Source organism: Bacillus sp. CECT 9360 (assembly GCF_918741275.1).
In the GTDB taxonomy this organism is placed as follows: Bacteria; Bacillota; Bacilli; order Bacillales; family DSM-1321; genus Peribacillus.
This window is the reverse complement of sequence record NZ_CAKKNA010000006.1, coordinates 18770-43487: the sequence shown is the minus strand read 5'-3', so window position 1 is coordinate 43487 and position 24718 is coordinate 18770. Positions and strand designations below refer to the sequence as shown.

At 40.1% G+C, this 24718-nt stretch carries 19 protein-coding genes and 1 other RNA gene; 14 read left to right on the top strand and 6 right to left on the bottom strand.

Annotated elements, in window-relative coordinates; translation table 11 throughout:
• Positions 1-78 precede the first annotated feature (78 nt).
• From hcp to LQ216_RS08575, 9 genes are all read left to right on the top strand, one after another.
• Positions 79-1368, top strand: a complete 1290-nt coding sequence (hcp, locus tag LQ216_RS08615) for a hydroxylamine reductase (RefSeq protein ID WP_230128894.1) — start codon at positions 79-81, stop codon at positions 1366-1368.
• Between the two features lie 152 nt (positions 1369-1520).
• Positions 1521-2273: an alpha/beta hydrolase gene (locus LQ216_RS08610; protein ID WP_230128892.1), complete on the top strand. Its 753-nt coding sequence runs from the start codon at positions 1521-1523 to the stop codon at positions 2271-2273.
• Between the two features lie 110 nt (positions 2274-2383).
• On the top strand, positions 2384-4663 hold the full coding sequence (locus LQ216_RS08605) for a DEAD/DEAH box helicase (protein WP_230128890.1): 2280 nt from the start codon (positions 2384-2386) through the stop codon (positions 4661-4663).
• Between the two features lie 16 nt (positions 4664-4679).
• Positions 4680-5960 carry a ribonuclease H-like domain-containing protein gene (locus tag LQ216_RS08600; protein WP_230128888.1) on the top strand — a complete coding sequence of 427 codons (1281 nt, stop codon included), beginning with the start codon at positions 4680-4682 and terminating at the stop codon, positions 5958-5960.
• Positions 5961-6539: 579 nt separating this feature from the next.
• Positions 6540-6809 carry a CotD family spore coat protein gene (locus LQ216_RS08595; protein ID WP_230129112.1) on the top strand — a complete coding sequence of 90 codons (270 nt, stop codon included), beginning with the start codon at positions 6540-6542 and terminating at the stop codon, positions 6807-6809.
• A 67-nt stretch (positions 6810-6876) separates the two neighbouring features.
• Complete coding sequence (locus tag LQ216_RS08590) at positions 6877-7422, top strand: DUF1273 domain-containing protein (protein ID WP_230128886.1); 546 nt, start codon at positions 6877-6879, stop codon at positions 7420-7422.
• A gap of 89 nt (positions 7423-7511) precedes the next feature.
• Positions 7512-7823: a cell division regulator GpsB gene (gpsB, locus tag LQ216_RS08585; RefSeq protein ID WP_230128884.1), complete on the top strand. Its 312-nt coding sequence runs from the start codon at positions 7512-7514 to the stop codon at positions 7821-7823.
• 69 nt (positions 7824-7892) lie between these two features.
• Positions 7893-8283: RNase P RNA component class B (gene rnpB, locus LQ216_RS08580), an RNA gene on the top strand.
• 153 nt (positions 8284-8436) lie between these two features.
• Positions 8437-9579, top strand: coding sequence for a class I SAM-dependent RNA methyltransferase (locus LQ216_RS08575; RefSeq protein WP_230128881.1), 1143 nt, complete (start codon positions 8437-8439; stop codon positions 9577-9579).
• A 144-nt stretch (positions 9580-9723) separates the two neighbouring features.
• Here the strand turns inward: LQ216_RS08575 and LQ216_RS08570 are convergent, their stop codons facing one another.
• Both LQ216_RS08570 and LQ216_RS08565 read right to left on the bottom strand, forming a co-directional pair.
• Positions 9724-10671 carry an NAD-dependent epimerase/dehydratase family protein gene (locus tag LQ216_RS08570; RefSeq protein ID WP_230128879.1) on the bottom strand — a complete coding sequence of 316 codons (948 nt, stop codon included), beginning with the start codon at positions 10669-10671 and terminating at the stop codon, positions 9724-9726.
• A complete protein-coding gene (locus tag LQ216_RS08565) occupies positions 10668-11957 on the bottom strand; it encodes a UDP-glucose/GDP-mannose dehydrogenase family protein (RefSeq protein WP_230128877.1) in 1290 nt (429 codons plus the stop codon). Before LQ216_RS08565 ends, LQ216_RS08570 begins: the two co-directional genes overlap by 4 nt.
• Positions 11958-12143: 186 nt before the next feature.
• Between LQ216_RS08565 and LQ216_RS08560 the strand changes: the two genes are divergently transcribed.
• The gene (locus tag LQ216_RS08560) at positions 12144-12956 is read left to right on the top strand and encodes a UTP--glucose-1-phosphate uridylyltransferase (RefSeq protein ID WP_230128875.1); all 813 of its coding nucleotides are present in this window, start codon (positions 12144-12146) and stop codon (positions 12954-12956) included.
• 807 nt (positions 12957-13763) lie between these two features.
• On the opposite strand, the gene LQ216_RS20505 is transcribed toward LQ216_RS08560, so the two are convergent.
• The 3 genes from LQ216_RS20505 to LQ216_RS08545 form a co-directional block, all read right to left on the bottom strand.
• Positions 13764-15755 (bottom strand): glycosyltransferase family 4 protein, encoded by a 1992-nt coding sequence (locus tag LQ216_RS20505; RefSeq protein WP_354958730.1) that lies wholly within the window; start codon positions 15753-15755, stop codon positions 13764-13766.
• Between the two features lie 2 nt (positions 15756-15757).
• Positions 15758-16852: a CotS family spore coat protein gene (locus LQ216_RS08550; RefSeq protein ID WP_230128873.1), complete on the bottom strand. Its 1095-nt coding sequence runs from the start codon at positions 16850-16852 to the stop codon at positions 15758-15760.
• Between the two features lie 706 nt (positions 16853-17558).
• Positions 17559-19118 carry a glycosyltransferase gene (locus LQ216_RS08545; RefSeq protein ID WP_230128871.1) on the bottom strand — a complete coding sequence of 520 codons (1560 nt, stop codon included), beginning with the start codon at positions 19116-19118 and terminating at the stop codon, positions 17559-17561.
• A gap of 242 nt (positions 19119-19360) precedes the next feature.
• Here LQ216_RS08545 and LQ216_RS08540 point away from each other — a divergent pair, with 242 nt between their 5' ends.
• The 4 genes from LQ216_RS08540 to LQ216_RS08525 all read left to right on the top strand — a co-directional run bounded on the left by LQ216_RS08540 (position 19361) and on the right by LQ216_RS08525 (position 23111).
• A complete protein-coding gene (locus tag LQ216_RS08540; RefSeq protein WP_230128870.1) occupies positions 19361-19936 on the top strand; it encodes a histidine phosphatase family protein in 576 nt (191 codons plus the stop codon).
• Positions 19937-20437: 501 nt separating this feature from the next.
• Entirely contained in the window at positions 20438-21691 is a 1254-nt protein-coding gene (locus LQ216_RS08535) for a glycosyltransferase family 4 protein (RefSeq protein WP_230128868.1), read from the top strand.
• Between the two features lie 4 nt (positions 21692-21695).
• Positions 21696-21989, top strand: coding sequence for a hypothetical protein (locus LQ216_RS08530; protein ID WP_230128866.1), 294 nt, complete (start codon positions 21696-21698; stop codon positions 21987-21989).
• Positions 21990-22223: 234 nt separating this feature from the next.
• Positions 22224-23111 (top strand): hypothetical protein, encoded by an 888-nt coding sequence (locus LQ216_RS08525; RefSeq protein WP_230128864.1) that lies wholly within the window; start codon positions 22224-22226, stop codon positions 23109-23111.
• Between the two features lie 62 nt (positions 23112-23173).
• On the opposite strand, the gene LQ216_RS08520 is transcribed toward LQ216_RS08525, so the two are convergent.
• Positions 23174-24436, bottom strand: coding sequence for an FG-GAP-like repeat-containing protein (locus tag LQ216_RS08520; RefSeq protein ID WP_230128862.1), 1263 nt, complete (start codon positions 24434-24436; stop codon positions 23174-23176).
• Positions 24437-24718: the final 282 nt, after the last annotated feature.

Sequence of the window (24718 nt, the reverse complement as noted above, 5' to 3'; positions counted from 1 at the left end):
AGTGTGATGTTCATCACGAAACTTCCATTTTATTGTTGGTATGATGGTTATGTTAATAATTAGGAGAGGGGAATAGATATGTTCTGTCATCAATGCGAGCAAACACCAACTGGTGGCTGTAAAGTGATCGGGGTATGCGGTAAGGATGAGAATATTGCGAGTCTCCAGGATACAATTGTATTTGCGTTGAAAGGTATCGCGGCCTATCGGACACATGCGGCACAGCTTGGCTATACCGATCCATTTGTTGATCAGGTTACACATGAAGCGCTCTACATGACTTTAACCAATTCCAATTTCAATACACAGGAACATATCGATATGGCGATGAAGGTTGGCAAGGCGGCAATTCGGGTTATGGAACTCTTAGATAAAGCGCATATAGAAAGGCTTGGGGTTCCTGAACCAATTAAGGTAAGCCAAAATAGAATTGAAGGAAAATGCATCGTTGTCACCGGACATAACCTGTTCGCGCTTGAAGAGCTGTTGAAGCAGACAGAAGGTAAAGGGATAAACATTTATACCCACTCGGAAATGCTTCCTGCCCATGGCTACCCCGCCCTTAAGAAATTTCCGCATCTGAAAGGAAACATTGGAAAGGCTTGGTTTGACCAGAGAAGACTTTTTGATAAATTCCCGGGGGCTATCCTTGCGACGACCAATTGTGTCATGCCGATTAAAGGCACTTACGCAGACAGATTTTTCTCTTATGAGGTGGCGGGGCTTGAAGGAGTCCGCAAAATTGAAAATGATGATTTTACAGCGCTTATTGAAAAAGCGCTGCGGCTGCCTGAAGCGAATATGCAATCCGATGAGACACTATTAACCGGTTTTCATCATCAAACGGTGCTTGGGATTGCTCCTGAGGTAATCGAAGCAGTCAAGGATGGAAAAATCAAGCGTTTCTTTGTGATTGCCGGTTGTGATGCCCCGGGAAAAGACGGAGAATATTATCGGGAACTGGCGACTTCACTGCCTCCGGAAACGGTGATTCTAACGACCTCATGCGGTAAATTTAGATTTAACGATGTAGACTATGGCACCGTACCCGGCACGAATATTCCGAGATACATCGATCTCGGCCAGTGCAACAATTCGGTGTCTACCGTAAAAATCGCGGCGGCGCTTGCGGAAGCATTCGATTGTCCGATTAATGAATTGCCTGTCAGTATTGTGCTTTCATGGTTTGAGCAAAAAGCGGTCGCTATTTTGCTGGGGCTGTTCAGTCTGGGTATCCAGGATATCCGAATCGGCCCAAAACCGCCTGAATTCATTTCATCGGGTGTATTAACAATTCTGCAAGATACATTCAATCTCAAACTGATTACAAACGCAAAAGATGATATGGAAACCATGCTTTCACTTTAAGAAAGTTGAATGAAACCGTCCGGTAAGCGGACGGTTTTTTCGCGCCTTTGTTTTCAACTTAAAAGGTTCGTCTCTTTAAGTTTGATAATCGATTAGTTTAGAATATAACAAGAAGGGAAGTAGGAAATAAATACCGCCATAAGGAGGAACATATGACTGAACTATCATACGAAGATTATGGAACAGGGACGCCGATTGTGCTTATCCATGGTTTTTGCGGGAACAGGGATTATTGGAAGGATGTCGTTCCATTATTAAAGGAAGATTTTCGGATTATCGCTGTCGATTTAAGAGGACATGGAGAATCATCCTGTGGAACAAATGAATTTGAAATCGAAGATATGGCCGATGACGTATACAAATTATTGAAGCGGCTTGACGTCAAGGATGTGTACCTTTTCGGGCATTCACTTGGAGGTTATATCACGCTCTCGTTCGTCGAACAATTTCCTGAAATGGTGAAGGGCTTCTCACTGGTGCACTCAACTGCATTGCCTGATAGTGAAGAAGCGAAGGCAGGTCGTTTGAAATCGATCGAAACAATCGAAAACGAGGGCATCAAAGCTTTTATCGATGGATTGATTCCGAAGCTGTTTGCGGATAGCGAACATAACCATATCAAGACGGCTAAAGAGATAGGATACAGAACAGGCATAAATGGCGCGACCGGTTCTTTGAAGGCGATGCGAAACCGGGGAGACCGCAACCATGTATTGGAGAATGCTAACGTTCCCGTTCTCTTGATTGCAGGCGGTAAGGACAAGCTGATTGCTCCGGAAAAAACATTTTCGGTTAAAGGCAAGGATTATATTAAAGAAGTCTTGCTCCCGGACAGCGGCCATATGGGTATGCTTGAAGATCCACAGAGAGTAGCCGGTGAAATCAAGGGTTTTGTACGACACTAAAAAGATTCTTACCCTGAGATAGATGACAATCATTTCCTGTATAAGGAAATGATTTTTTTCTTTTTAATCGAACGCTTATTCGGTAGAATGGAAGGGATGGGGTGAGGACTATGAAGTTACGGAAGAATTTACAGGAAATCATATTAGAATTAAAAAATAATGAAGCGTTTAAAGATAATATTGCGCACTGGCATACGATTGAACCGAGGGAAGCGTCAACCGTTCCTTTTCCGGAAAGAATGGATGAGCGGATAAGCAAGGCGCTTGAAAAGAGAGGAATACCTGGCCTTTACACTCATCAGGAGACCGCTTTTAATGCGGCAATCCGGGGGAAAAACCTTGTTGCAGTAACCCCTACAGCATCAGGGAAGACGTTTTGTTACAACCTCCCAGTGCTTCAATCCATTCTTGAAAACGAGAAAACGAGAGCGTTATATATATTTCCAACCAAAGCATTAAGCTATGACCAAAAGAGCGAGCTCCACGAGATGATTGATGAAATGGAAGTGGAGATTAACAGCTATACATATGACGGTGACACACCTTCTAATATCCGCCAGAAGATTCGTAAAGCCGGGCATATCGTCATTACGAATCCGGATATGCTGCATTCGGGGATTTTGCCGCACCATACGAAATGGGTATCGCTATTTGAAAATCTGAAATATGTTGTCATTGATGAGCTTCATATATACCGAGGCGTATTCGGGAGCCATACGGCTAATGTCATCAGGAGGCTGAAACGCATTTGCCATTTTTATGGGAGCGATCCGGTTTTTATTTGCACGTCGGCCACGATCGCAAATCCGAAGCAATTGGCTGAACATCTGACCGAACAAGAAATGGTGCTTGTTGACAACAATGGCGCTCCAAGCGGAAAGAAGCATTTTGTTTTCTACAACCCTCCTGTCGTGAACAAGCCGCTGAATATCCGCAGAAGTGCTGTTTTGGAAGTCAGGAGCCTGGCAATGGAATTTTTGCGGAATAAGATTCAAACGATCGTCTTTGCCCGCTCGCGGGTCAGGGTGGAAATCCTTTTGACTTATTTACAGGAGTTAGTCGCGAAACAGCTCGGGCCAAAATCGATCAGGGGTTATCGCGGCGGGTATTTGCCCAAGCAGCGGCGTGAAATTGAAAAAGGGTTGCGCGAGGGTAGCATCTATGGAGTTGTCAGCACGAATGCCCTTGAGCTTGGCGTCGACATCGGCCAGCTGCAAGTTTGTATCATGACAGGATATCCGGGGTCAATTGCGAGCTCCTGGCAGCAGGCGGGACGCGCAGGGCGCAGACATGAGGAGGCATTGATCATCATGGTCGGGAGTTCCGGCGCGCTTGATCAATACATGATCCAGAACCCTGAGTATTTCTTTTCGCGCAGTCCCGAAACAGCCAGGATCAATCCGGACAACCTGGTCATCCTCGTTGATCATATTAAGTGTGCCGCCTATGAACTGCCGTTTAAAAAGGGAGATACATTCGGCAGGGCGGAAATCATGGAAGTGCTTGAGTTTCTGACGGAAGAAAGGGTTCTTCATCAAAATGGTGACAAATGGTATTGGATGAACGATGCCTTCCCTGCCCATGATATCAGCCTCCGTTCAGCGTCCCAGGAAAATGTCGTCATCATCGATCAGACAGACGCTCCGGATAATAAGGTGATCGGGGAAATGGATACGTTCAGCGCGATGACTTTGCTTCACGATGAAGCGATATATTTGCACCAGGGAGTGCAATACCAGGTTGAACGGCTTGATTGGGAAGAGAAGAAAGCTTATGTCCGCGAAGTGAATGTTGATTATTATACAGACGCCAATTTAGCCGTCCAATTATCCGTGCTTGAAGTGGATAAAAGCAAAACCTACCACACGAATGAAGCAGCTTTTGGCGACGTATCCGTCAGGGCGATGGCAACGATTTTCAAGAAGATCAAATTCGAGAGCCATGATAATATCGGTTCTGGTCCGATCACCTTGCCGGAAATGGAGCTTCACACCAGTTCGGCCATGCTTTCGATACATCCCGGCATTCTTGATTGGAACGATAACCGCATGGAGCAGGGGCTGATCGGTGCCTCCCATGCACTGAACCACATGGTTCCGCTTTTTGTCATGTGCGATCCTCATGATATCCATGTGTATCCTCAGGTGAAAGCTGCCCATAATGAGAAACCGACCATTTTTATTTACGACAGCTACCCTGGCGGCATTGGCCTCAGTGAAAAGGTCTATGAAAATGTCGAGACGATTTTAACCGAGACACGGAATATGGTAGAGCGGTGCCAATGCGAAAGTGGCTGTCCTTCCTGTATCGGCACGGATGCTGCTTCTAAAACCGCGAAGCATGACGCGATACAATTGTTAAGCTTTTATGCTTCAGGTATTGTTTCTTAATAATGAGGTGAAACGATTGTCTTTAAAAAATAAACTGGGCCGGATGAAAAGCCACATGAACCTTTACGCGCAAGAAATAAAAAATAAGGTGGCTTTTCAAGAGGAAGTTTCTGAAAATAGAGCCTTTCCATTCATGGAAGAATGGCAGAAAAATGATACAACAGCGTATTGGTTCGATGGCGAACATTGTTTTATCCGGGAGGTACGCTACCCGATCGACTATCAGCACGGTAACTATTCCTTTAAGGAATTAAACACAGTTATCGATTTGTGGAACCATACATCACTTGACCATCCGCTATCAGCGAAGGGACTTTCAAGCGAGGATTTATTTTTCTTTGATACGGAAACGACTGGTCTTGGCGGCGGTGCCGGAAACACGATTTTTTTGCTTGGCTACGCCTTTCTTGAAGAAAATGAAATTGTTGTGCGGCAGCATGTGTTGCCCCGGCCAGGTAACGAGATTCCGCTTTATCAAAGTTTTTTGGAACATATCAATTATGAAACCTTAGTCACCTATAATGGGAAGGCGTTTGACTGGCCCCAGTTAAAAACAAGGCATACCCTTATCAAGGATCATGTGCCTTTATTGCCTGAGTTCGGACATTTTGATTTGTACCATGCCTCGAGAAGGCTTTGGAAAAATAAATTGGAAAAAGTGAAATTGTCCACGGTAGAAGAGGAAATATTGGGTTTGAAAAGGGAAAATGATATTCCCGGATATTTGGCACCGATGATTTATTTTGATTTTGTCGAGAGAAAGAATCCGGACATATTATTTGGGGTGATTAAACATAATGAATTGGATATTCTCTCGTTGATTACCCTGTACATCCATTTGTCTAGACAAATTCTCCAGGTTGACGGCTATAACGAAGAAACCCTCGAAATTGCGCGCTGGCTTGCTTATTTAGGGAAGAAAGAAGAAGCATTTAAAACGTACGCCCGTATCCTTGCAGATGGGAATGAAGGGGAACAGATCTCGGCGAAGCACGCGATCGCTTACCATAAAAAAAAGAATCAAGAGTACGATTCCGCTTATGGATTATGGTTTGAGGTTGCCGCTAAGGGCTCGGAAAAGCAAAGAATCGAAGCAATACTTGAATTGAGCAAGCTATTGGAGCATCAATATAAGGAATACGCAAAAGCTTTAGAGGTTTCTTCCGGCCTTCTTAGTGAACTAGAGGAGCAGCCAGGCGGGGGCCGGAGCCCCACCAAAGCAATTGAATCGGTAAAAAAGGATCTTATAAAACGCTGTGAACGGTTGCGGCGGAAGTTAGGCTCTTTGCAAGCGTAGCTTCAAATGTAATTGTTGATATAATTGTCATCAAAATGTCATGAAAGTGTAAAAAAAGTTAAATAAGCCATTGTACCGCCCTGAAAATGCGTGTAAAATTATAGTTGAGTGAAAGATTAACTAGACTATAAAATGGGGCGAGAACATGTATAAATCAGTTATGGTATTATTTTTTGTAATCGTATGTTTAACTGTATTTATTTTTTCTACATTAAAGGATAGTGTTTATACTTTATTATTATAAAATTAGGTTTTTGACTAGTACAACTGTACCTCTTAAATCATAGTCTGTTATTGTACCAATAAACTATGAAGAAAGGGGACGCTTTTCTTATGGAATATATGAAAAAACACCACCACATGGGACATCATAAATACGGAATGAAAGACGAAAGTTCTCAAGCAATGGGACCGTACGCAGGCCCAGGTCCTTCGGTAATGGGAGCACAAATGGGACCATATGCAGGTCCAAGTCCTTCGGTAATGGGGGCACAAATGGGACCATACCCTGGCCCAGGAATGGGTCCGCAAATGGTTTCTCCTGCCACTGCCGGTCCTGGTCCATTTGGTCCGACCGGAATGGGACCAACTCAAGTGCATCCAACACAAGTATCGCCCGGCCAGAATAATGTGAACACAATGGTGTTTCCGCATGTAGTGCCACACGTTCATCCATCACACACAACAAATGTTAATAAACATGTGTTTAAGCATCAGCACTATTTTCCACAAACTCAATCTACTGTGAATGAATGTTACAACCAGCATCTCGTTTGCACTGGCAGGCCACCTAGACCGACGACCCATCAACAACCATGCTGCCCTCCAAGAAGGCCGTTTGGTTTTTAACGATTAATACAAGGGCTATAACAGCCCTTGTTCCATTTTATTTCTATCAGAAAGGAAACAATTTCAATTGAATGTCATATACATAACCGGCTATAAAGCTTTTGAATTTGGCATCTTTAAAAATGACCACGAAGGTGTAAAATATATAAAAAAAGCCATAAGGCAACGTTTGCTACCGCTCGTTGAGGAAGGAGTGGAATGGGTCATTATTTCCGGCCAGCTCGGCGTGGAGCTATGGTCCGCGGAAGTTGTCATGGAGCTCAAAACCGAATATGAACAACTGAAGCTTGGTGTTTTAACACCATTTTTGAAACAGGAAGAATCGTGGAATGACGGAAACCGGGAATATTATGAACGTATTTTGTCCCGGGCAGACTTTGTTGATTCCATTTCTAAAAGACCATATGAAGGACCTCAGCAATTGAAAATGAAGAATCTATTCATGGTTCATAAAAGTGACGGTATAATTATTGTGTATGATGACGAAAAAGAAGGCACACCCCAATATGCATACTCTGAAGCGAAAAAATATGCGGAAAACAGGTCATATCCAATTTTTCAGATCTCCTTTGATGACCTTCAGCAGGCTACAGAAGAAGAAACTTGGAATTAACATAACGGTGTATCGTTGACAAATGAAAGTATATTTGAAAAAATAATATAATAACTATGTATGGTGAAAGTATTGAGGTGGTGAATCTTATGCTATCAGATAAGATAAAATTAACGGCTAAAGATATTCTTGAAAAAGATTTTAAAACGGCGATGCGCGGTTATAAACCGGAGGATGTCGATCAATTCCTGGATTTGGTCATAAAAGATTATGAAGCTTTCCACGGAGAAATTGAAGATTTAAAGCAGGAAAACCTGAGGCTGCGGAAACTGGCTGATGATACTCCAAGACGGTCAAGCCAGCCAGCCACAAGTGTTACACCAGGCACGACTAACTTTGATATCCTTAAAAGGATATCCAACCTTGAAAAGCATGTTTTTGGAAGTAAGCTTTATGATTAATCATTGATGAACAGGATTTGCCATTGATGTTTGCTAATGTATTTACTATAATAAGATATGTTATGTATAACGTTCAGGTAATTGCTGCAGCATTTTTGCTGTAGAGGAAAGTCCATGCTCGCACGCGCTGAGATGCGCGTAGTGTTCGTGCCTGGTGAAAAAATAAGCCAGGGCAGCAAGCTTCTGCTTGTTGACGGCCGGGAAAATGCCTAAGTTCATTTGGATATGGCATGAATACCGATAAAAGTGCCACAGTGACGTAGCCTTTTCAGAAATGAGAAGGGTGGAACGAGGTAAACCCCACGAGCGAGAAACCCAAATTATGGTAGGGGCGCTTTCTTCCTTGGAAACGAACGAGGAGAAGGACAGATGCTTAAGCGTCTGTAGATAGATGATTACCGCCGAAGTACGAGATGAATAATCGATTGCAGTACTGAGGAACAAAACATGGCTTACAGAACGTTTTCATAATCTAACCATGAATAATTAAGTAACTCTCCTCCTATGAGGAGAGTTTTTATTTTCCTTAAAAGTGAACGGTTGAAAATGGGGAATAATTTCTATATGATAAACGGCAGACAGGTTGGTCTTTTAAAAGAAAGTAGGTGCATCTTTGAACGAGTATAATATTATCGCCACGGCTGCCATGGGGCTTGAAGCCATCGTCGCCAAAGAAGTGCGCGATCTCGGGTATGAATGTGAAGTTGAAAACGGGAAAGTGATGTATAAAGGTGACACAAGGGCGATTGCCAGATCCAATATGTGGCTGAGAACGGCAGATCGGGTTAGAATCAAGGTTGGTGAATTCAAGGCGACATCCTTTGATGAACTGTTTGAAAAAACAAAAGCCCTGAATTGGGAGGATTATCTTTCAGAGGATGCTGAATTTCCGGTAAGCGGGAAATCCGTCAAATCGACATTATTCAGTGTTTCCGACTGTCAGGCAATCGTAAAGAAAGCCATCGTAAACAGATTACAGCACCATTATAAACGCACATCCTGGCTTGAAGAAAACGGTCCGCTGTATAAAATTGAAGTGGCGCTTCATAAAGACATAGCGACTCTCACAATCGACACGAGCGGCACTGGACTGCATAAACGGGGATACCGTACCGGACAGGGTGAAGCCCCGCTAAAAGAAACGCTGGCGGCGGCATTGATCATGCTGACAAATTGGTATCCCGATAAACCGTTCATCGATCCATTCACGGGTTCAGGAACGATCCCGATTGAAGCAGCCTTAATCGGACAAAACATCGCCCCAGGTTTCAACCGGGAATTTCTTTCAGAAGGCTGGAGCTGGATGAGTGAACAAATTTGGGATGAAGTGAGAATGGAAGCAGAAGGTCTTGCCAAGTATGATGAGCCGCTCGACATCGCGGGCTATGATATTGACCACAAAATGATTGAGATTGCCAAAGCAAACAGCATGGAAGCGGGGCTAGGTGACCTGATTAACTTTAAACAAATGCAGATCAGTGATGTGACGACACAGAAGCAATATGGCGTGATTGTCGGAAACCCTCCATACGGTGAACGGATCGGCGAGAAAATAGCCGTGGAGCAAATGTACCGGGAGATGGGACAGGCCTTAAGCAAGCTGGATACATGGTCAATCTACATCATTACCTCGCATCCTGATTTTGAAAAGCTATACGGCAAGCAGGCCACGAAAAAGCGCAAACTGTTTAATGGCTTTATCCGGACTGATTATTATCAGTACTGGGGAAAACGTCCGCCGAAAAATGTAGAATGATTAAACAATTGACCATCATCCATTGGATGATGGTCATGTCTGTTTAAATGCCATCAATCTTGATTTGAATGGCGCATCCTTAATCGCAGGTGATAGAAGTTTTTCTGTGCAGATAAAAGCAATTTTCATTCTTCCTCAATTTCCTTACAATGAGTAAGCTGAACGGATGTAATCTATTTCCTTTACTAACCCATCCCCCAGGGATATCTTTGGTTCATAGTCCAGCAGGCTGGCGGCTTTGGAAATATCTGCCCATGTATGTTTCGGTTCCCCGCTAATACTTGGTAAATAATCTACGTTTGCCTTCTTTCCAGTCTGCATTTCGATGAGGGAGATCACCTTATTAACAGAAGCCCGCTCTTTTCCGCCGATGTTGATCGTCTCTCCAATTACATCATCTTTATACATAATCGCAGCCGTTCCCTCCACACAATCACTCACATAGGTAAAATCCCTCGATTGTGTTCCATCACCAAAAATCGTCAACGGTTCTTCATGAAGGATTTGACGAATAAACCGGTGAAAAGCCATATCGGAACGTTGTCTCGGCCCGTATACAGTGAAAAATCTTACCGTTACAATAGGGATGCCAAAGCTTCTCTGATAAACATTGCACAAATGCTCACCTGTCAGCTTTGTGATGCCGTAAGGGGAAAGAGGAGAGAGGCGCGCATTCTCAGAGACCTTACCGTTCATTTCGCCATAGACGGAAGATGTGGATGCAAAAATGAATTTCTTAATTGGCTTAACCTTGACCGCCTCCAAAAGGTGCTGGGTGACGGCGATATTGTTAGAAAGATAGGGGCCAAAATCTTTCCCCCAGCTCGACCGGACACCTGGCATTCCCGCCAAGTGATAGATAATTGTAATATCTTCTAGCAATTTTGCTAAATCAGCCGTCAATAAATCAGTACTGACCAATGTAAAACGTGACTGGTTCAGCAGCTTGTTCAGATTGATTTGTTTTAGATTTTGGGGTGTCGGTCCAATAAAGGTATCGACTCCGATTACCTCATTATTTGTATCTGTTAAAAGCTTTTCGCAAAGATGTGAACCGATAAATCCGGCTGCCCCGGTGACGAGTATCTTCATGGCCTGGCAACCCCGATGTATTTAAATCCATGTTGCCGAACCGCATCCGGATCTATGCAGTTACGGGCATCCAAGATATAATCGCCTTTCATAAGCTTTTTCACTTGTGACCAGTTCAAATCTTTAAATTCATCCCAATCGGTAGCAATGATCACACAATCAGCATTTACGACGGCCGTTTCTATTTTGTCATGCTGAATTACATTTTTCTTATCGGTGAATGGAAGATGCGCTTGTGGATCATATGCGTGTACAATACAACCAAAGTCACTTAATTTCCCAATTAAAGAAACGGCAGGGGAGTACCTTATGTCATCGGTGTTTGGTTTGAATGCAATCCCCAAAACGGAGAACGTTTTTCCTGATAAATCCTTCATAAGCGACTTAAGCTTTTCGATATAAAGCTCAACCTGGGTGGAGTTTATCACCTGGACAGCCTGCAAAATATGCGGGGTAACATTCTTTTTCAAGGCACTATGCTCTAAAGACCTGACATCCTTTGGAAAGCATGAGCCTCCATATCCAATTCCTGAAGTAAGGAAATGAGGGCTTATTCTCGGATCCTTGCCAATTCCTTTTTTTACATCCTCTATGCTTACACCGTATTTATCACATATTCGGGCAATTTCATTAATAAACGAGATTTTTGTAGCCAAAAAAGCATTTGAGGCATATTTAATCATTTCGGCACCAGTTAAGCTTGTAATCACATAAGGGGCGTCTATTTTTTGATAAATTTCTTCAATAACGTGGAGGGACTTATCATCATCTCGTTGTTTGCCTACAACGATTTTATCGGGATGCATCATATCAAAGAGAGCCGATCCTTCTCTTAAGAATTCCGGATTCGAAACCACATTGAAAAGCTGCGGGTCGATTCCTTTTCGGATGAGGGAATGATAAATTTCTTCATTTGTTCCAGGAGGGACTGTACTTTTCATAACAATTGCTTTGTAGGATTCTATCGCTTCAGCAATTTCATCAATTACAGAAAATACATAGGTTAAATCAGTCCTGCCATCTGGCAATGGAGGGGTTCCCACGGTAATGAAAAGAATTGAAGAATTTTTTATATGTTCAGTGGTCGATGAACTGAAGGTCAAATTTCCTTTATTTTTCCTAATTAAGTCTGTTAGGCCCGGTTCATAGATTGGCACTTTCCCGCTCTGCAGCTGTTTAATCTTCTCCGTGTTTGAATCCACACAACAAATAGAATGTCCTAGGTCAGCTAGAACAGTTGCAGTGGTTAAGCCGACATATCCCGCCCCTATCACACAGATTTTCATGCCGATTCTCCCCTCTAATGCTCTAAGTTTCTATACCATATGAATGGAGAGTCCAAAATGAAAAGGCGTTTGCCCAAAATGAAAAGAATGTATGAACTGGTGCCTGATTATTAGTCGGACAAATTTCCTCAGGCAAAAGAAGGGAATACAATATAGGGAGTTAGAGCGAAGAAAGTGAGGAAACGAATGATAAAGAAAGCAATAATACCCGCGGCAGGTATTGGTACTAGGAGTCTTCCAATTACGAAGGTCATTCCTAAAGAAATGTTCCCAATCGGACTGAAACCCGCCATCGAATATATTGTTGATGAAGCTATATCATCAGGTATAGAACAAATATTGATAATAGTTTCCCGTTCGAAAAATTTGATCGTCGATTATTTTGATCACTCTTTTGAGCTTGAAATGTTTCTTGAACATGCAAATAAATCAGCACTGTTAAGTAAATTAAAGCTTCCAGATATTCAAATACTCTATACTCGACAGCCATTTGCTAGAGGATTAGGTGATGCAATAAGAATCGGAAAAAATTTTGTTGGAAATGATCCTTTCGCAGTATTGCTTCCTGATGATATTATCATCTCACAAAAAGGCGGTGGATTAAGCGAATTAATTGAAGTATATGAAAAGAACAAATCAACGGTAATAGGATTAACCAAAGTAGAAAAGGATCGTTTAGCAGATTATGGAGTGGTTAAAGGCCAATTGGTGGAAAATGCACTCTATAAAATACTTGATATCGTTGAAAAACCTCAAAAAAACCCGCCATCGAACCTTGCAGTAACAGGGAGATATGTATTTTCTTCGGATATAATGCCAATCCTGGAGAACTTAGAACCGGATATAGGAGGAGAAATTCAGTTAACTGATGCAATCAAATTATTGCTTAAAAGGAAGATCTGTTATGGGAAATTAATTTCTGGAGAGAGGTATGATATTGGTAAGGAAATAGATTATCTTGCTTTATTAAATTATGTGTATAAAGATTATGACAATTAAAACAGTTAAATGTTATTGCTCCACACTTATACTTGGTTTATCTCCTTGCGCCATTTATATTTATATCAGTTGGCAGAAAGCAATGATTGATATCATTCTTTCTGCTTTACATAACTTAGTTTATATATTAACTTAACAGAAAAAACTTATAAAATTTCAGTTTTCAAATAAATGGGGATAATTAGTGTTTCTTAATACTATTGTGTGAAACTTGTGAGACACGTTTAAAAGATATTGTTCTATGGATCTTCATCCGAAACTTTTTGATGATTAGGTAGTAGATTGATCTATACCATTTTATTACATGATATAGGAATTAGGAGACCCTTCAATTCATAAAATTGATCAATTTAAAGTAACCACTCTTTTTTTGGTGGTTATTTTTCCAAAAATAGAATTCTAATATTTTTTTAAATCAAGATTATTAAAAAGTTAAGTAAGTTGTACTAAAACGTTAGGTTCTCTGAAAACATATGATAGTACCATAAATGACCGCCGTTGTATCCCAACAGCAAACGTGCTGAAACATAGATGTGGAAAATGTATTTTTTTAGTCAACAACACTGACCATTATTCATTCATTTAAACTATTGTAGCTTTGGATAAAACAGAAAGTTTTCGGAAATTAAGGACTACTCTATAATAGACAGCTTTCCGGAAGATAAAAACCCGATATTCCAGGGTTATGGAAAATCGGGTATGGGATGATTATTAGTTGTCAAAAAGGTTTTTCAATTCGATGTTCACCTCCAAATATAGGAATATATGGCTCAGTTTGTTAACCTGATGAATCAATTCGACTTTAGTTCACATTCTGATTGATTCTCTAATCGATTCCCTGAGTGCTTCTCTAAGCATCCTTTTTATGGGTTCTCTAGTTGTCACTTTCTTCGACTTACTACGTGAATGTCTAGTTGATTTTTTTACCGATTTTGTACCCCTCTCTTTAACCGAGTCTTTAATCGGTTCACTACTACTGGTCTCTTTAATCGGGTTTATTGCTTCTCTATATAAGTTAATATTCAGCATTGTCATTTCCCTAAATAGGCTTATTAAATGTGTTTTCTTCAATTTTCTACTATTGGGTTTATGAATGGGTCTAATTACAGATTCATTTAATGATTCATTATTTAATTGATATTCTGATTCAGCGTTAGTTTGGTACTCTAATTCATTGTTTGAAAGGTATTCTGATTCATCGTTAGTTTGGTACTCTAAGTCATTGTATAGTTGATAATCTAATTCATAATCCAGATTAGTTGCGGAGTCATCGTTAGATTCATTATTAAATTGATATTCTGATTCATCGTTAGTTTGGTACTCTAATTCATTGTGTGGAAGGTATTCTGATTCATCGTTAGTTTGATACTCTAAGTCATTGTATAGTTGATAATCTAATTCATAATCCAAATTAGTTGCGGAGTCATCGTTAGATTCATTATTAAATTGATATTCTGATTCATCGTTAGTTTGGTACTCTAAGTCATTGTTTGGAAGGTATTCTGATTCATCGTTAGTTTGATACTCTAAGTCATTGTATAGTTGATAATCTAATTCATAATCCAGATTAGTTGCGGAGCCATCCTCAGATTCATTTTTGTTGAATACTTCCGTAGTTTCATTCAAGTCAGCCTTAGCAACAGGGGCAATAACCATCTGTTTCGCTTGCTCCCAAACATCCATTATTTCCGAAGCTACCCTGTCCCAACTATAACGGGAAATGGCAAGTTTTCTACCGGTTTCGCCCATTCTTTTCATTAGTGATTTGTTTGATAATAATTCTGATATTTTTTCAACAAAACAATCTGGATCCTCTGGCCGATCTACGATTAGTCCGTTCTCATTAGTCATTATAACTTCCGGATTTCCTCCGCGTGCCGTTGTAACGATGGGAAGACCTGCCGCCATTGCTTCATAATGGACCCGTGCCAGAGGTTCTTGCCATTGTGAGGTACAGACAAATAAATCAGCTGCTGCAAACCAGTTTTGGATTTCATCTGGTGCCACAAAACCCGTTGCTACGACTGGAATCGGAAGTTTTTTTGCCAAGGACTTAACATAGGCGATAAAATCGGTAACTTCATCTTGACTGAACCATTTACTCCCTACGATAACCAATGCTAAGTCTTTAAATTTTTTAGAAAGCTCTGGCAATGCCCTAACTAACTTATCGACTCCTTTGTTATGAGAAAGCCTCCCAGCATATAAAATCACTGTTTTATTCTCTAAACCGTGTGATGAACGAATTTCGTTGCGGATTTTTTGCATTTTTGGATGTTTTCCCGGTAAAAATCGTTCACTATCCACCCCTGAATAAATGGTTCGTATTTTTGAAGCGGCTTGTGGATATAAATTACGAATTACATTTCCAACATAATTACTGACCGTCACGATTCCTGAAACTTCTTCTAGTACTGTATTTGCTTCATCCGAATCAATTTTATCCGTGTTGAACATATCGTTATGCATGCTTAAGGTGATTTTTGCTTGAGGCGCTGCAGTGCGAACCGGTATTACGAGGCGTGGTCGGTTAAAGATGTGGATCAGATCAAATTGATGTGATTCAACATAGCGTACTACACCTTCACGATAGATTTCTAATATTTTTCCAGGAACACGTATATAACGAACTCCATCTATTGTTTCTTGGTCTGGAAGTGTGGGATCACTAATGCCAAGTATTGTAATATCGTGAATCTTGCTTAAATAAGGAATGTTGCCAGAAATATATGTTTGGATGGCGCCTCCTAAAACCGGAGGTACAGGCAGTTTTTCTGTACAAATCATCAATACTTTCATATTTATTCCATTCCCTCCCAATCGTGTTGAATTTCATTCAGTACAGGCCATTTTGTCTGATCAGTTTCAACAATCGTTTGAATTAATTGGGTAGTTTGGTCATTTAGAAATAATTCAGGTTCATAGACAACTTCTTTAATATTTTTGTAAAATTCATTGGGCAAGGACAAATCAATCATTAAAATTTCATATAGTTGAGACGTTATTGGATTTGCTTCATGGTAGGCCAAAATCATTTCCCGTACCCACTTTGCATCCCATCTGTATAAATCTGCCATTGTTCCGGAAATCAATTTTCTTAAATCGCGAATTGGAAGGTCAAACGCTACCCCATCCAGGTCGATTATCCACATTCCATCAGCTCCCATTTGACCATTGGACCATCCGTAATCCTGGTGAACAAGTCCCCAATATTGATTTCCTTGTTGTACTAGATCTAAATAGCAGGATTGATTGAGCCTTTCAAGACTTGTTCTGGCTTGCTCCTCAAATTTATCAATTACGTTCAATAAGGGTACACTTGCCGGCATTTCATCATAAGCTTTGGAAATATTTCGAAACCAATCCATTTTAGCTATCGTCTTTTCATAATTTTTTGGCCATTTATGCAGCCTTGAGGCAATCTCCGCTTGTTTTGGAGGAATATAACCTTTACTTAAGCGATGGAATTCACCAAGGGCAAGGCAAAGGTGTTTTGCCCCATCAAGATCTTTCGATACCGGTTGTAATGGCTCAATCCACTCAGCAACGAACCATAATTTATCTCCTGCCTCAACATAATTTGTTCCATCCTTAGTCGGCACAATTGCAGGTACTCTTGCGCCTTGGACATCAACTAAATATTCCTGAGCTCCTAAGCTAAACAAGCTTCTAGTCGGTCTTCGGTGAAGCAGCTTCAAGCTTTTTGGCCCTTCATTTGTTTCGAGCTTCCAAATAGCACCGCCCTTATCTGGCTTTGTTGTGATGACCTGCATGCTCTGTACCGAAAAGCTGTAATATTGAAGGACTTCAATACCTAAATTTTCAATGTATTCAGGAATAAAAAAATCATCAACAAGTTCATCAACTTCCCAGGGTACAATTGTTTGTGTCTCCACAGTATCCCTCCTTGGATATGAAAAGTAAATTGACTTCCAGAAATTCAATATGCACTTATGCTCTGTCTCAGCTCTTTGGACATCGCTTCATAAATCATGGTGGTGAAAAATGGATTAAAAGAGATATGACGGAGTCGCTAATCAATGCGTATTGAATATTTATATTAGACTATGCACCAGAGAAACATTTGTATAGGACAGCTCAACTATATAATATGCAATAAAAAAATGTACGGGCAATTTTAGATAATATCGTTGCAACGGACAGAAGGATTCTAGTGCAAGGTGAGCCTGTAAACAATATGATTAGACCCAACGCGGGAAAAGAAAACAACAAGCCTGTTAACGAGGGCTTGTTGTTTTGAGAAAATTGCCGGAAAACGGACTTTATTTTAAAAAAACTCTGTCAAGTCATAATTAACCATTTCATTCCTCTCTTATCCTTTGATATATCTTATTTAGAGTATAAGACAGGGGGTCTCCAATGCTATCTCCGGAAATTGTTGTATTATAATCTAAGTTTTCGAGTTCGAAGCAAATGAAAAAACCGCAATGTAAATGCCAAAAATCCTTAAACTAGTCTTGTTTGTAGAACCTTAGGCTAAGCACTAACATAACCAGATTTCTTATAATAAGTACTACCTTTCGCTATTAATCTTCAAAATGAGTATAAAAATAAATTTATACTTAAACACTGTTTTTTATGTTAACTAGATAAAATAATGGATAAATTGTCAATTGAATTATCAATCAAGTTCACATTCAATGAATTTGGCAGGAAATTCTCTTTATATGCCATGATTGAGTATTTTCCATTAGGAATGTCGTTAAAAGAGAAATTTCCTTCAATATCTGTTCTTGTAGTGATCAATAAAATATTTGAATGATCTATCAGATGCACAGAAGCCTGCTCAATCCCATGATGAGCGGCATCCACAACTATCCCTTTAATATTGCCATTCTGAATGGAACTTAAGATGGATCCTTGGGGTGTGTGAGTTGCTTCCAATGCTGAAAGAAAGGCCATATCAATTATATCGATGCCCTGATGTTTTATTTGTTCAGATGCAATGTTTTTCATTGTGTGCTCATAAATCTCTACCGTCTTATCGACCATCCTATCTAGCAACCAAGTTTTTTCTGCCCATTGCCTGGCAGCGGCACCTATTTCTTCCCTAAGCTTAGCTGAATGCAGCAATTGGCTCAAATATGTTGTCAGCGGTTCACTGTCCCCTGGTTTTACCAAAAAACCGGTCACTTCATGTTCGATCATGTCAGGAATACCTCCTACATTGGTAGCGACAACCGGTTTTCCAGCCATTTGGCCCTCCATTACACTGAACGGTAGTGTATCGTGAATGGAGGACAGCACAACAATATCCGAAGCGGAAAGTAGGGCAGGGACATCATCCCTTTTACCTAAAAAAAGGACTTCATTGGTTAAATCGAGTGAGTTTACTTCCTTCATCAGATAATCCATAAACATGCCGTCCCCTATAATCCAACATACAAAAGAGTGGCCCGTATCTTTCAAATCCTTTAGTGCATGCAACAAGTAGGAATGGCCTTTAATGGGAACAAGGCGTGCTGGACAGGATATGACAGGCCTGTTATCACTAGTAGGAGTCAAGACATGTGCCTCAGATAGACTTGTATATGTTGAATCATCAATGCCATAAGGGAGTATGGTGATTTCTGAATTTATTTCCCCTAAATTGTTGAACTCATTACGTAACCAATGGCACGGCAAAATCACATGATCTGCAGAACGAGCGCTGAAAAGTTCTTCAGACGCAATGTAATGTAATTCTGTCTCTGTCTTCCTTTCATGCTCACCATTGGAGAACCATTCTCTCGTTTTACAGTTATGGAAAGTAGTAACTAAAGGGATATGAGGAGATTTTATTTTATGGAAAACTCTAGTGGAGATAATGTCTTGAGTATGGATAATATCATATTTATCAAGATTAATTTTCCGCACCACTTCCTGAAAAGTATATACCTCCAATTCCCTCCATATCATCCATTTAGTAAAATGAGGGAATTTTGTATTGTACATTTTCGTGAGCAGATTCTCTAATTCTCTCCGGATCGGTTCTTTTTCCAAAGTAGTCATGCCTAAAAATATTTCGTTCATACCTGGCTTATGCGCAACAATATCAACTTCATGACCTAAGCTGGATAATTTGTTACTAAGATTATAGAGATAGCTTGCAACACCACTAGCACGGGGATAAGATTTGTAGTTTGCCAATAATATTTTCATCAGGTTAATCCTTCCTTATGCTTCATACATCCGTATGGTAAATAAATTGCATTTAGTTCATCCCTAAATACATACGTATTTTTGATAGGAGTCCTTATCGTTTATAATATGGAACCGTTAAGAAAAATGATTAAGCGTTTGCCACTGCCATACCGCATTTTAGTTCTAATAGGTACAGATATACAGTACGTTTCGATTTTTTCGGCATACATTGATGATAAAATGCTAGGAGGCCGGAATTCATGACCTGTACAATTCTCTTGATCAGGCACGGGGAAACAGAATGGAACTTACAGCGGCGCTTTCAAGGGAGGGCGGATATTTCTTTAAATGATAGGGGTTACATTCAAGCTGAAAAAGTAGCGCATGCCTTGGTAGGGCAGCAAATCAATCTAATATATACAAGTCCTCTTACCAGAACAAAGCAGACGGCAAAAGTGATTGGCCATAAGTTGAAAGTCGATGTTTTGGTAAGACATCCATTAATCGAGCGTTCTTTTGGTACTTTGGAAGGAATGCTACGAACGGAAGCGGAGGAAAAGTGGGGAGGAATAACGGATAAAATAATCGTAAAATGCGGTGGGGAAGCGGTTGAAGATGTTCAGACAAGAGGTTGGGCTGTATTACAGGAAATAAGGAAACGGCATATAGATCAAATCATTGTAGCAGTGTCCCATGGAGCTTGGATAAGCGCCATTACAAGCAAATTAAGATCTTGCCTGAACGAAATTGTTTTTGGTAACTGTAGCATTACCAAATTGGTTTGCAATGATCATGATGAATGGAATATTTCTACCGTAAATTTGTTACTCAGCTAATTTGTGTATGTTATTTGAATCGTATCCAAGTAGATTTTACCTAAATTTAATATAAGGACTGTATTTCAATTGCTGTCTTTGCAAGAAAGTGATTTCCATATATATTGCTTTTTTTTTTTGCAGTGGAAAAGCATGGTAATCAATTACCTTTCTTGTTGAGAAATGTTCCAATATTTATAAACAGCTTGTACAAAAAATGGGCGGTCAAATTTAGAACCAATACATAGAATAAAATATGCCACTGTACTCGTCCCTAAATGGATAGCGCCAGCTCAAGCAAGCTTTAAATGGGAAACAGCAACTTCAATTCAGATAAATTAATTGCTTAGGACAAACTTGATCAGCGAAAAAGATCCGTTAATGGAGCAACTAACCGATGCTCACCTATCAACTAAGGAACGGGGATTGAATGATGTATCCACGAATAAATAATCTTAGGCCTGATCCTCCGAGAATCAGTGAAAATTAGGGAAAAACCGGTTTAATAAGGAGGGACAAAACTTGAAAATATTATTAGCCACCTATTGGTTTATGCCACATGTTGGTGGAGTTAATGAATATGTCAATCTATTAAAAAAGGAACTTGAACTTCTGGGCCATGAAGTAGATGTTCTGGCACATCACCCAGACATGGTCGATTATTATCTAGTTAATGGCGATAAAAAAGAGGGTAAAATGAAAATAAAAGCCATCGTATACGAAAAGGTCAATCAATTTTATCAAAGATTTTTACCCCATGTAGAGCCATGGGTCCGATGGAGAGATATTGAGCGTTATACAATGGAGCTATGTGCTGTATTATTTGATTTGGACCAGTATGATTTGATTCATACCCAAGATATCATTTCCACGAGAGCATTATGGAGAGTGAAACCTAAGCACGTTCCATTAATATCAACGATTCATGGATTATTGGCCAATGAACATGTCATTGCGGAGGATATTCCCGGCAAAGACAGTGTCCATTGGGTTTATGTAAGTGATGAGGAATTTTATGGTGCCACTTCCTCCGATAGGACAATCGTACCTACATCATGGCTGCATGGTGAATTGACCAAAAACTTCCAGGTACCCTCTGAACATCTCGGAGTCATTCCATATGGCATGGATATTGAATCATTTATGAAACGCTATCGTGAGCCTAATGAGTTTGAACATATGAAAAAAGAAAATAGCTGGCTCATTTTGTGTCCGGCACGTCTAGTTCCTGTAAAAGGGCATAAAACTTTGTTACATGCCTTACATTCACTAAAAAATACAAGGACCGACTTTGTTTGCTTGTTAGCAGGAGATGGGGATTTAAGGGAGAGACTGGTCACAATCGTTGAGGAGTTAGATTTAGAAGCACATGTCAAATTTTTAGGGGATCGAGACGATGTCCCATCTTTAATGAGAATTGCTGATATCATGATCTTACCATCCTTACAGGATAACTTACCGTTCTCCATTATGGAGGCACAGGTCGTAGGACTACCCGTGATCGCTTCTACTGCAGGTGGCATTCCGGAAATGGTCATAGATGGCGAAACAGGATTATTATTTGAAAAAGAAGATAGTGACGCATTGAGGGAACAAATTGTAAGACTTATAGGGGATAGACAGCTATATCAACATTTACATGATATGGAAAAGCGTATCGGCCGCAAAAAATGGTCCTCCAAAGCATTAGCTGTCAATACGATAAAAGAATATATCAAAGTTCTCAAAGGCTTTCAAGAATTACCTTCTTCTAATGAAAAGAAAGCTGGGATGTGAGATTTTGAAAAAAAATATATTTGCTTATTCTTTCGATAAGAAGCCTGATCCGAGACAGTGGACAGCATTAAAGAATAGACTTTCTTCTTCCTATTCCCTGCCTGATACAGAGATGCTTTCGAATCTACATCGATCCACGATTCCAATAACAACTTTGCCGGTTCACGAGTGGCTGGAAAATGATAAGGAAATCACCTTTAAAGATGAGGAAGAGCTTTTAAAACAAATAGGGCATCTACTGCCAGAGGATTATATAATCCCTGATGTCATACGTTTAAAAAACATTTTTATAAAATAAAAGCTTTGAAGCTTTTCACTGTAATGCAGCATAGTCTACTATTTGGAATGTCTCCATTTGGTATACTATGTTTTTTTATACAGTCTTTTATACCAATTCAAAGAATAAACAAACGTATGCCGCGTATAATTTGTCCAAGCATATGGAAGGTCATAGACATATCCTATTAAAAGACAATACCTATTTAATTAATAGGCATTGTCGTCATTAATATTACAAGGAGGAATACAGTTAATGACTGAAAGAAGTACACACAGTACCAAGGAACTTGAGAAACAAATCCTCGAATTCTTGCAAGCTGAACTAGATTCAATATCAGGACATTACCATGAGCTCATTCCATCCCAATTATTACCCGAAGACAAATTAGGATGGATCTTCAGGGCTAAAAAAGCTGGCTTATTTTCCGGAGGCATGAATCAATATTATATGACACCAGCCGGGAATAACAGGAAGGGAGATTTATCCTTTTTGTCAGAATCCTTTGATTCAAGGGATGAAAAACTAAAAAGGTTGATTGATTACGTTTTGGACACTGAGCTTCAAAACATTCCCCTGCATATTCAAGAATTAATCCCGCTACACTCCACTGTTGAAGAAAAACTAGCATGGATCCGCAAGGTAAAGGAAAAAGGAGCTCTTTCATTCGGAATGGCTAAAACTCCTAATATGCCCCAAAATAAAGGATTAGGGACGGCCCCTTTTACAGGGCCTGGAACTGCTCCAGGGACAGGGCCTGGAACTGCACCTTGGCTAGAAATCCAAAATACAGACATGTACATGAACATGCCTTCTGGAGCAACAAATGTCCAAAAAATATCTATAGTAAAAGTGGATAATGACGAAGATGCAGATATGGAAGAGGATGCTGAACAGTTTGATAGTGAATTGTCCCGGCTGAATGAAGTTTTAATATTACAAAGTAAAAATAAAAGAGAGCCTGAAAAGCATGAGGAAAACCATACAGAAACAATTCGGGAAAACGATGCAGAAAAAAATTTGGAAAACCATGCAGAAACAATTCAGGAAGACGATGCAGAAAAAAATTTGGAAAACCATGCAGAAACAATTCAGGAAGACGATGCAGAAGAAAATTTGGGAAACTACCCAGAAGCACAATAGAAACAACCAAAAACAGAGTAAGGGGACTGAACCAAAAGACAGTCCCCTTACTCTGTTTAATTTTACTTTTTGGGATTTATGAATTTCCCTTTCTTATGATATTGATGGTCTGTAGTGAATAAAGAGATGGCACCTTTTAATACACCCTCATGTCGAGTGGCTAACGAGCTTATCAGTAATTCTGCTTGTTTATCTCCATTGATATCCCCAGCTGCTATAGAAGCACTAAAGAATACGTTGTCTTCCCCGTATATTTTTTTGATGGCCTTACCGGTTGTCCCGTCTAGAATGATTACATAGCTTCCACTGGTTCCGCCTATAATTTCTTTGACGCCATCACCATCCAAATCATATAAAAGGATTTTTTTCCCGAGCGATAATTGATGATAGTCACCAGAAACTCCAAACAGTAATTCACCTTGACCTGAAAAGGCTAGAATATTTCCGTTTTGAATAAATCCATTGGAGCTTGTCAAACCACTGCCGATGATAATCTCCGCTCGTTGATCACCGTTTACATCAGCAGCTCCTAAGGATGTACCAAGGCGATCCCTTGATTTTGTACCTTCGAGATGAAACAGTAATTCCCTATTTATTCCTGAATATACATAAACCTTTCCACATCTTATCTTTTCTTCAGTGGATGCTTCGGGAGCCCCTATGATGATGTCTTGGTGGCCATCATTATTAATATCAGCGACCGCAAGAGAGTAACCAAATTGTTCCTTCTCAGAAATTGAAAAAGAATGAAGGAGAGAAGCATCCTTACCAGAATATACCTCTACTTTACCTGTATCCCTTTTGCCTTCTTCATCAAAGAGGGAGGATGAAATGATTATGTCATCAAAGCCATCCCGGTTAATATCCCCCGCAGCCAAGGTGTAACCTAATCTTTGATAGCTTTGACTTCCAAAGATAGTTGTTAATAGTTTACCTGTTACACCCGAGAATACACGAACTGCCCCGCATTCTATCGATTCTTCATTTCCCTCATATGGGGAAGAGATCATAACTTCTGGAATACCATCACCATTTACGTCACCAAGTGCTACGGCATACCCAAAGTGGACATAATTATCCTGTCCGCCCCATTCAAATAGAACACGTTTATCTTTACCCTTCATCACGGTTACCTTACCAGAGCTAATTCGCTCTTCTGGGTTAACGCTATTTTTACCAGTAATAACTGTAGCTGTCGGGGAAGAAACAATAATTTCATCGATCCCGTCTCCATCAATGTCCCCAACTTCTATATGGTTTCCAAATAAATCTATGCTTTGCTCTCCGTACCAGATATCCATAAGATAAAAAGGCTTATGTTTCACTTAATGATTCCTCCTGACGGTATCTGGGTCCCATAAAAATGGAATTTAGATCCGTGATTATCTTCATGCCATCACCCTAAAGCGTGGACAAAGTGTTGCTTGAATATTTTATGCAACCTACTCTCACTATTTGATAGGTTAGAAGACTATTTTATATGTGCAGTTACCACATTTTGATAGTGAATATTGTTATATTTGGCAAAACCTAGGATGTTACCAAAGATCTTAATACATCATTTACGGAGGAATTTACTTTGATCGTTTAGAAGGATTAAACAGAAG

What these genes read in the sequence shown, in the direction of transcription:
- hcp (WP_230128894.1), top strand. Translation starts at nt 79, where the DNA reads ATGTTCTGTCATCAATGCGAGCAAACACCAACTGGTGGCTGTAAAGTG.
- LQ216_RS08610 (WP_230128892.1), top strand. Translation starts at nt 1,521, where the DNA reads ATGACTGAACTATCATACGAAGATTATGGAACAGGGACGCCGATTGTG.
- LQ216_RS08605 (WP_230128890.1), top strand. Translation starts at nt 2,384, where the DNA reads ATGAAGTTACGGAAGAATTTACAGGAAATCATATTAGAATTAAAAAAT.
- LQ216_RS08595 (WP_230129112.1), top strand. Translation starts at nt 6,540, where the DNA reads ATGGGACCAACTCAAGTGCATCCAACACAAGTATCGCCCGGCCAGAAT.
- gpsB (WP_230128884.1), top strand. Translation starts at nt 7,512, where the DNA reads ATGCTATCAGATAAGATAAAATTAACGGCTAAAGATATTCTTGAAAAA.
- LQ216_RS08570 (WP_230128879.1), bottom strand. Translation starts at nt 10,671, where the DNA reads ATGAAGATACTCGTCACCGGGGCAGCCGGATTTATCGGTTCACATCTT.
- LQ216_RS08565 (WP_230128877.1), bottom strand. Translation starts at nt 11,957, where the DNA reads ATGAAAATCTGTGTGATAGGGGCGGGATATGTCGGCTTAACCACTGCA.
- LQ216_RS08560 (WP_230128875.1), top strand. Translation starts at nt 12,144, where the DNA reads ATGATAAAGAAAGCAATAATACCCGCGGCAGGTATTGGTACTAGGAGT.
- LQ216_RS20505 (WP_354958730.1), bottom strand. Translation starts at nt 15,755, where the DNA reads ATGAAAGTATTGATGATTTGTACAGAAAAACTGCCTGTACCTCCGGTT.
- LQ216_RS08545 (WP_230128871.1), bottom strand. Translation starts at nt 19,118, where the DNA reads ATGAAAATATTATTGGCAAACTACAAATCTTATCCCCGTGCTAGTGGT.
- LQ216_RS08540 (WP_230128870.1), top strand. Translation starts at nt 19,361, where the DNA reads ATGACCTGTACAATTCTCTTGATCAGGCACGGGGAAACAGAATGGAAC.
- LQ216_RS08525 (WP_230128864.1), top strand. Translation starts at nt 22,224, where the DNA reads ATGACTGAAAGAAGTACACACAGTACCAAGGAACTTGAGAAACAAATC.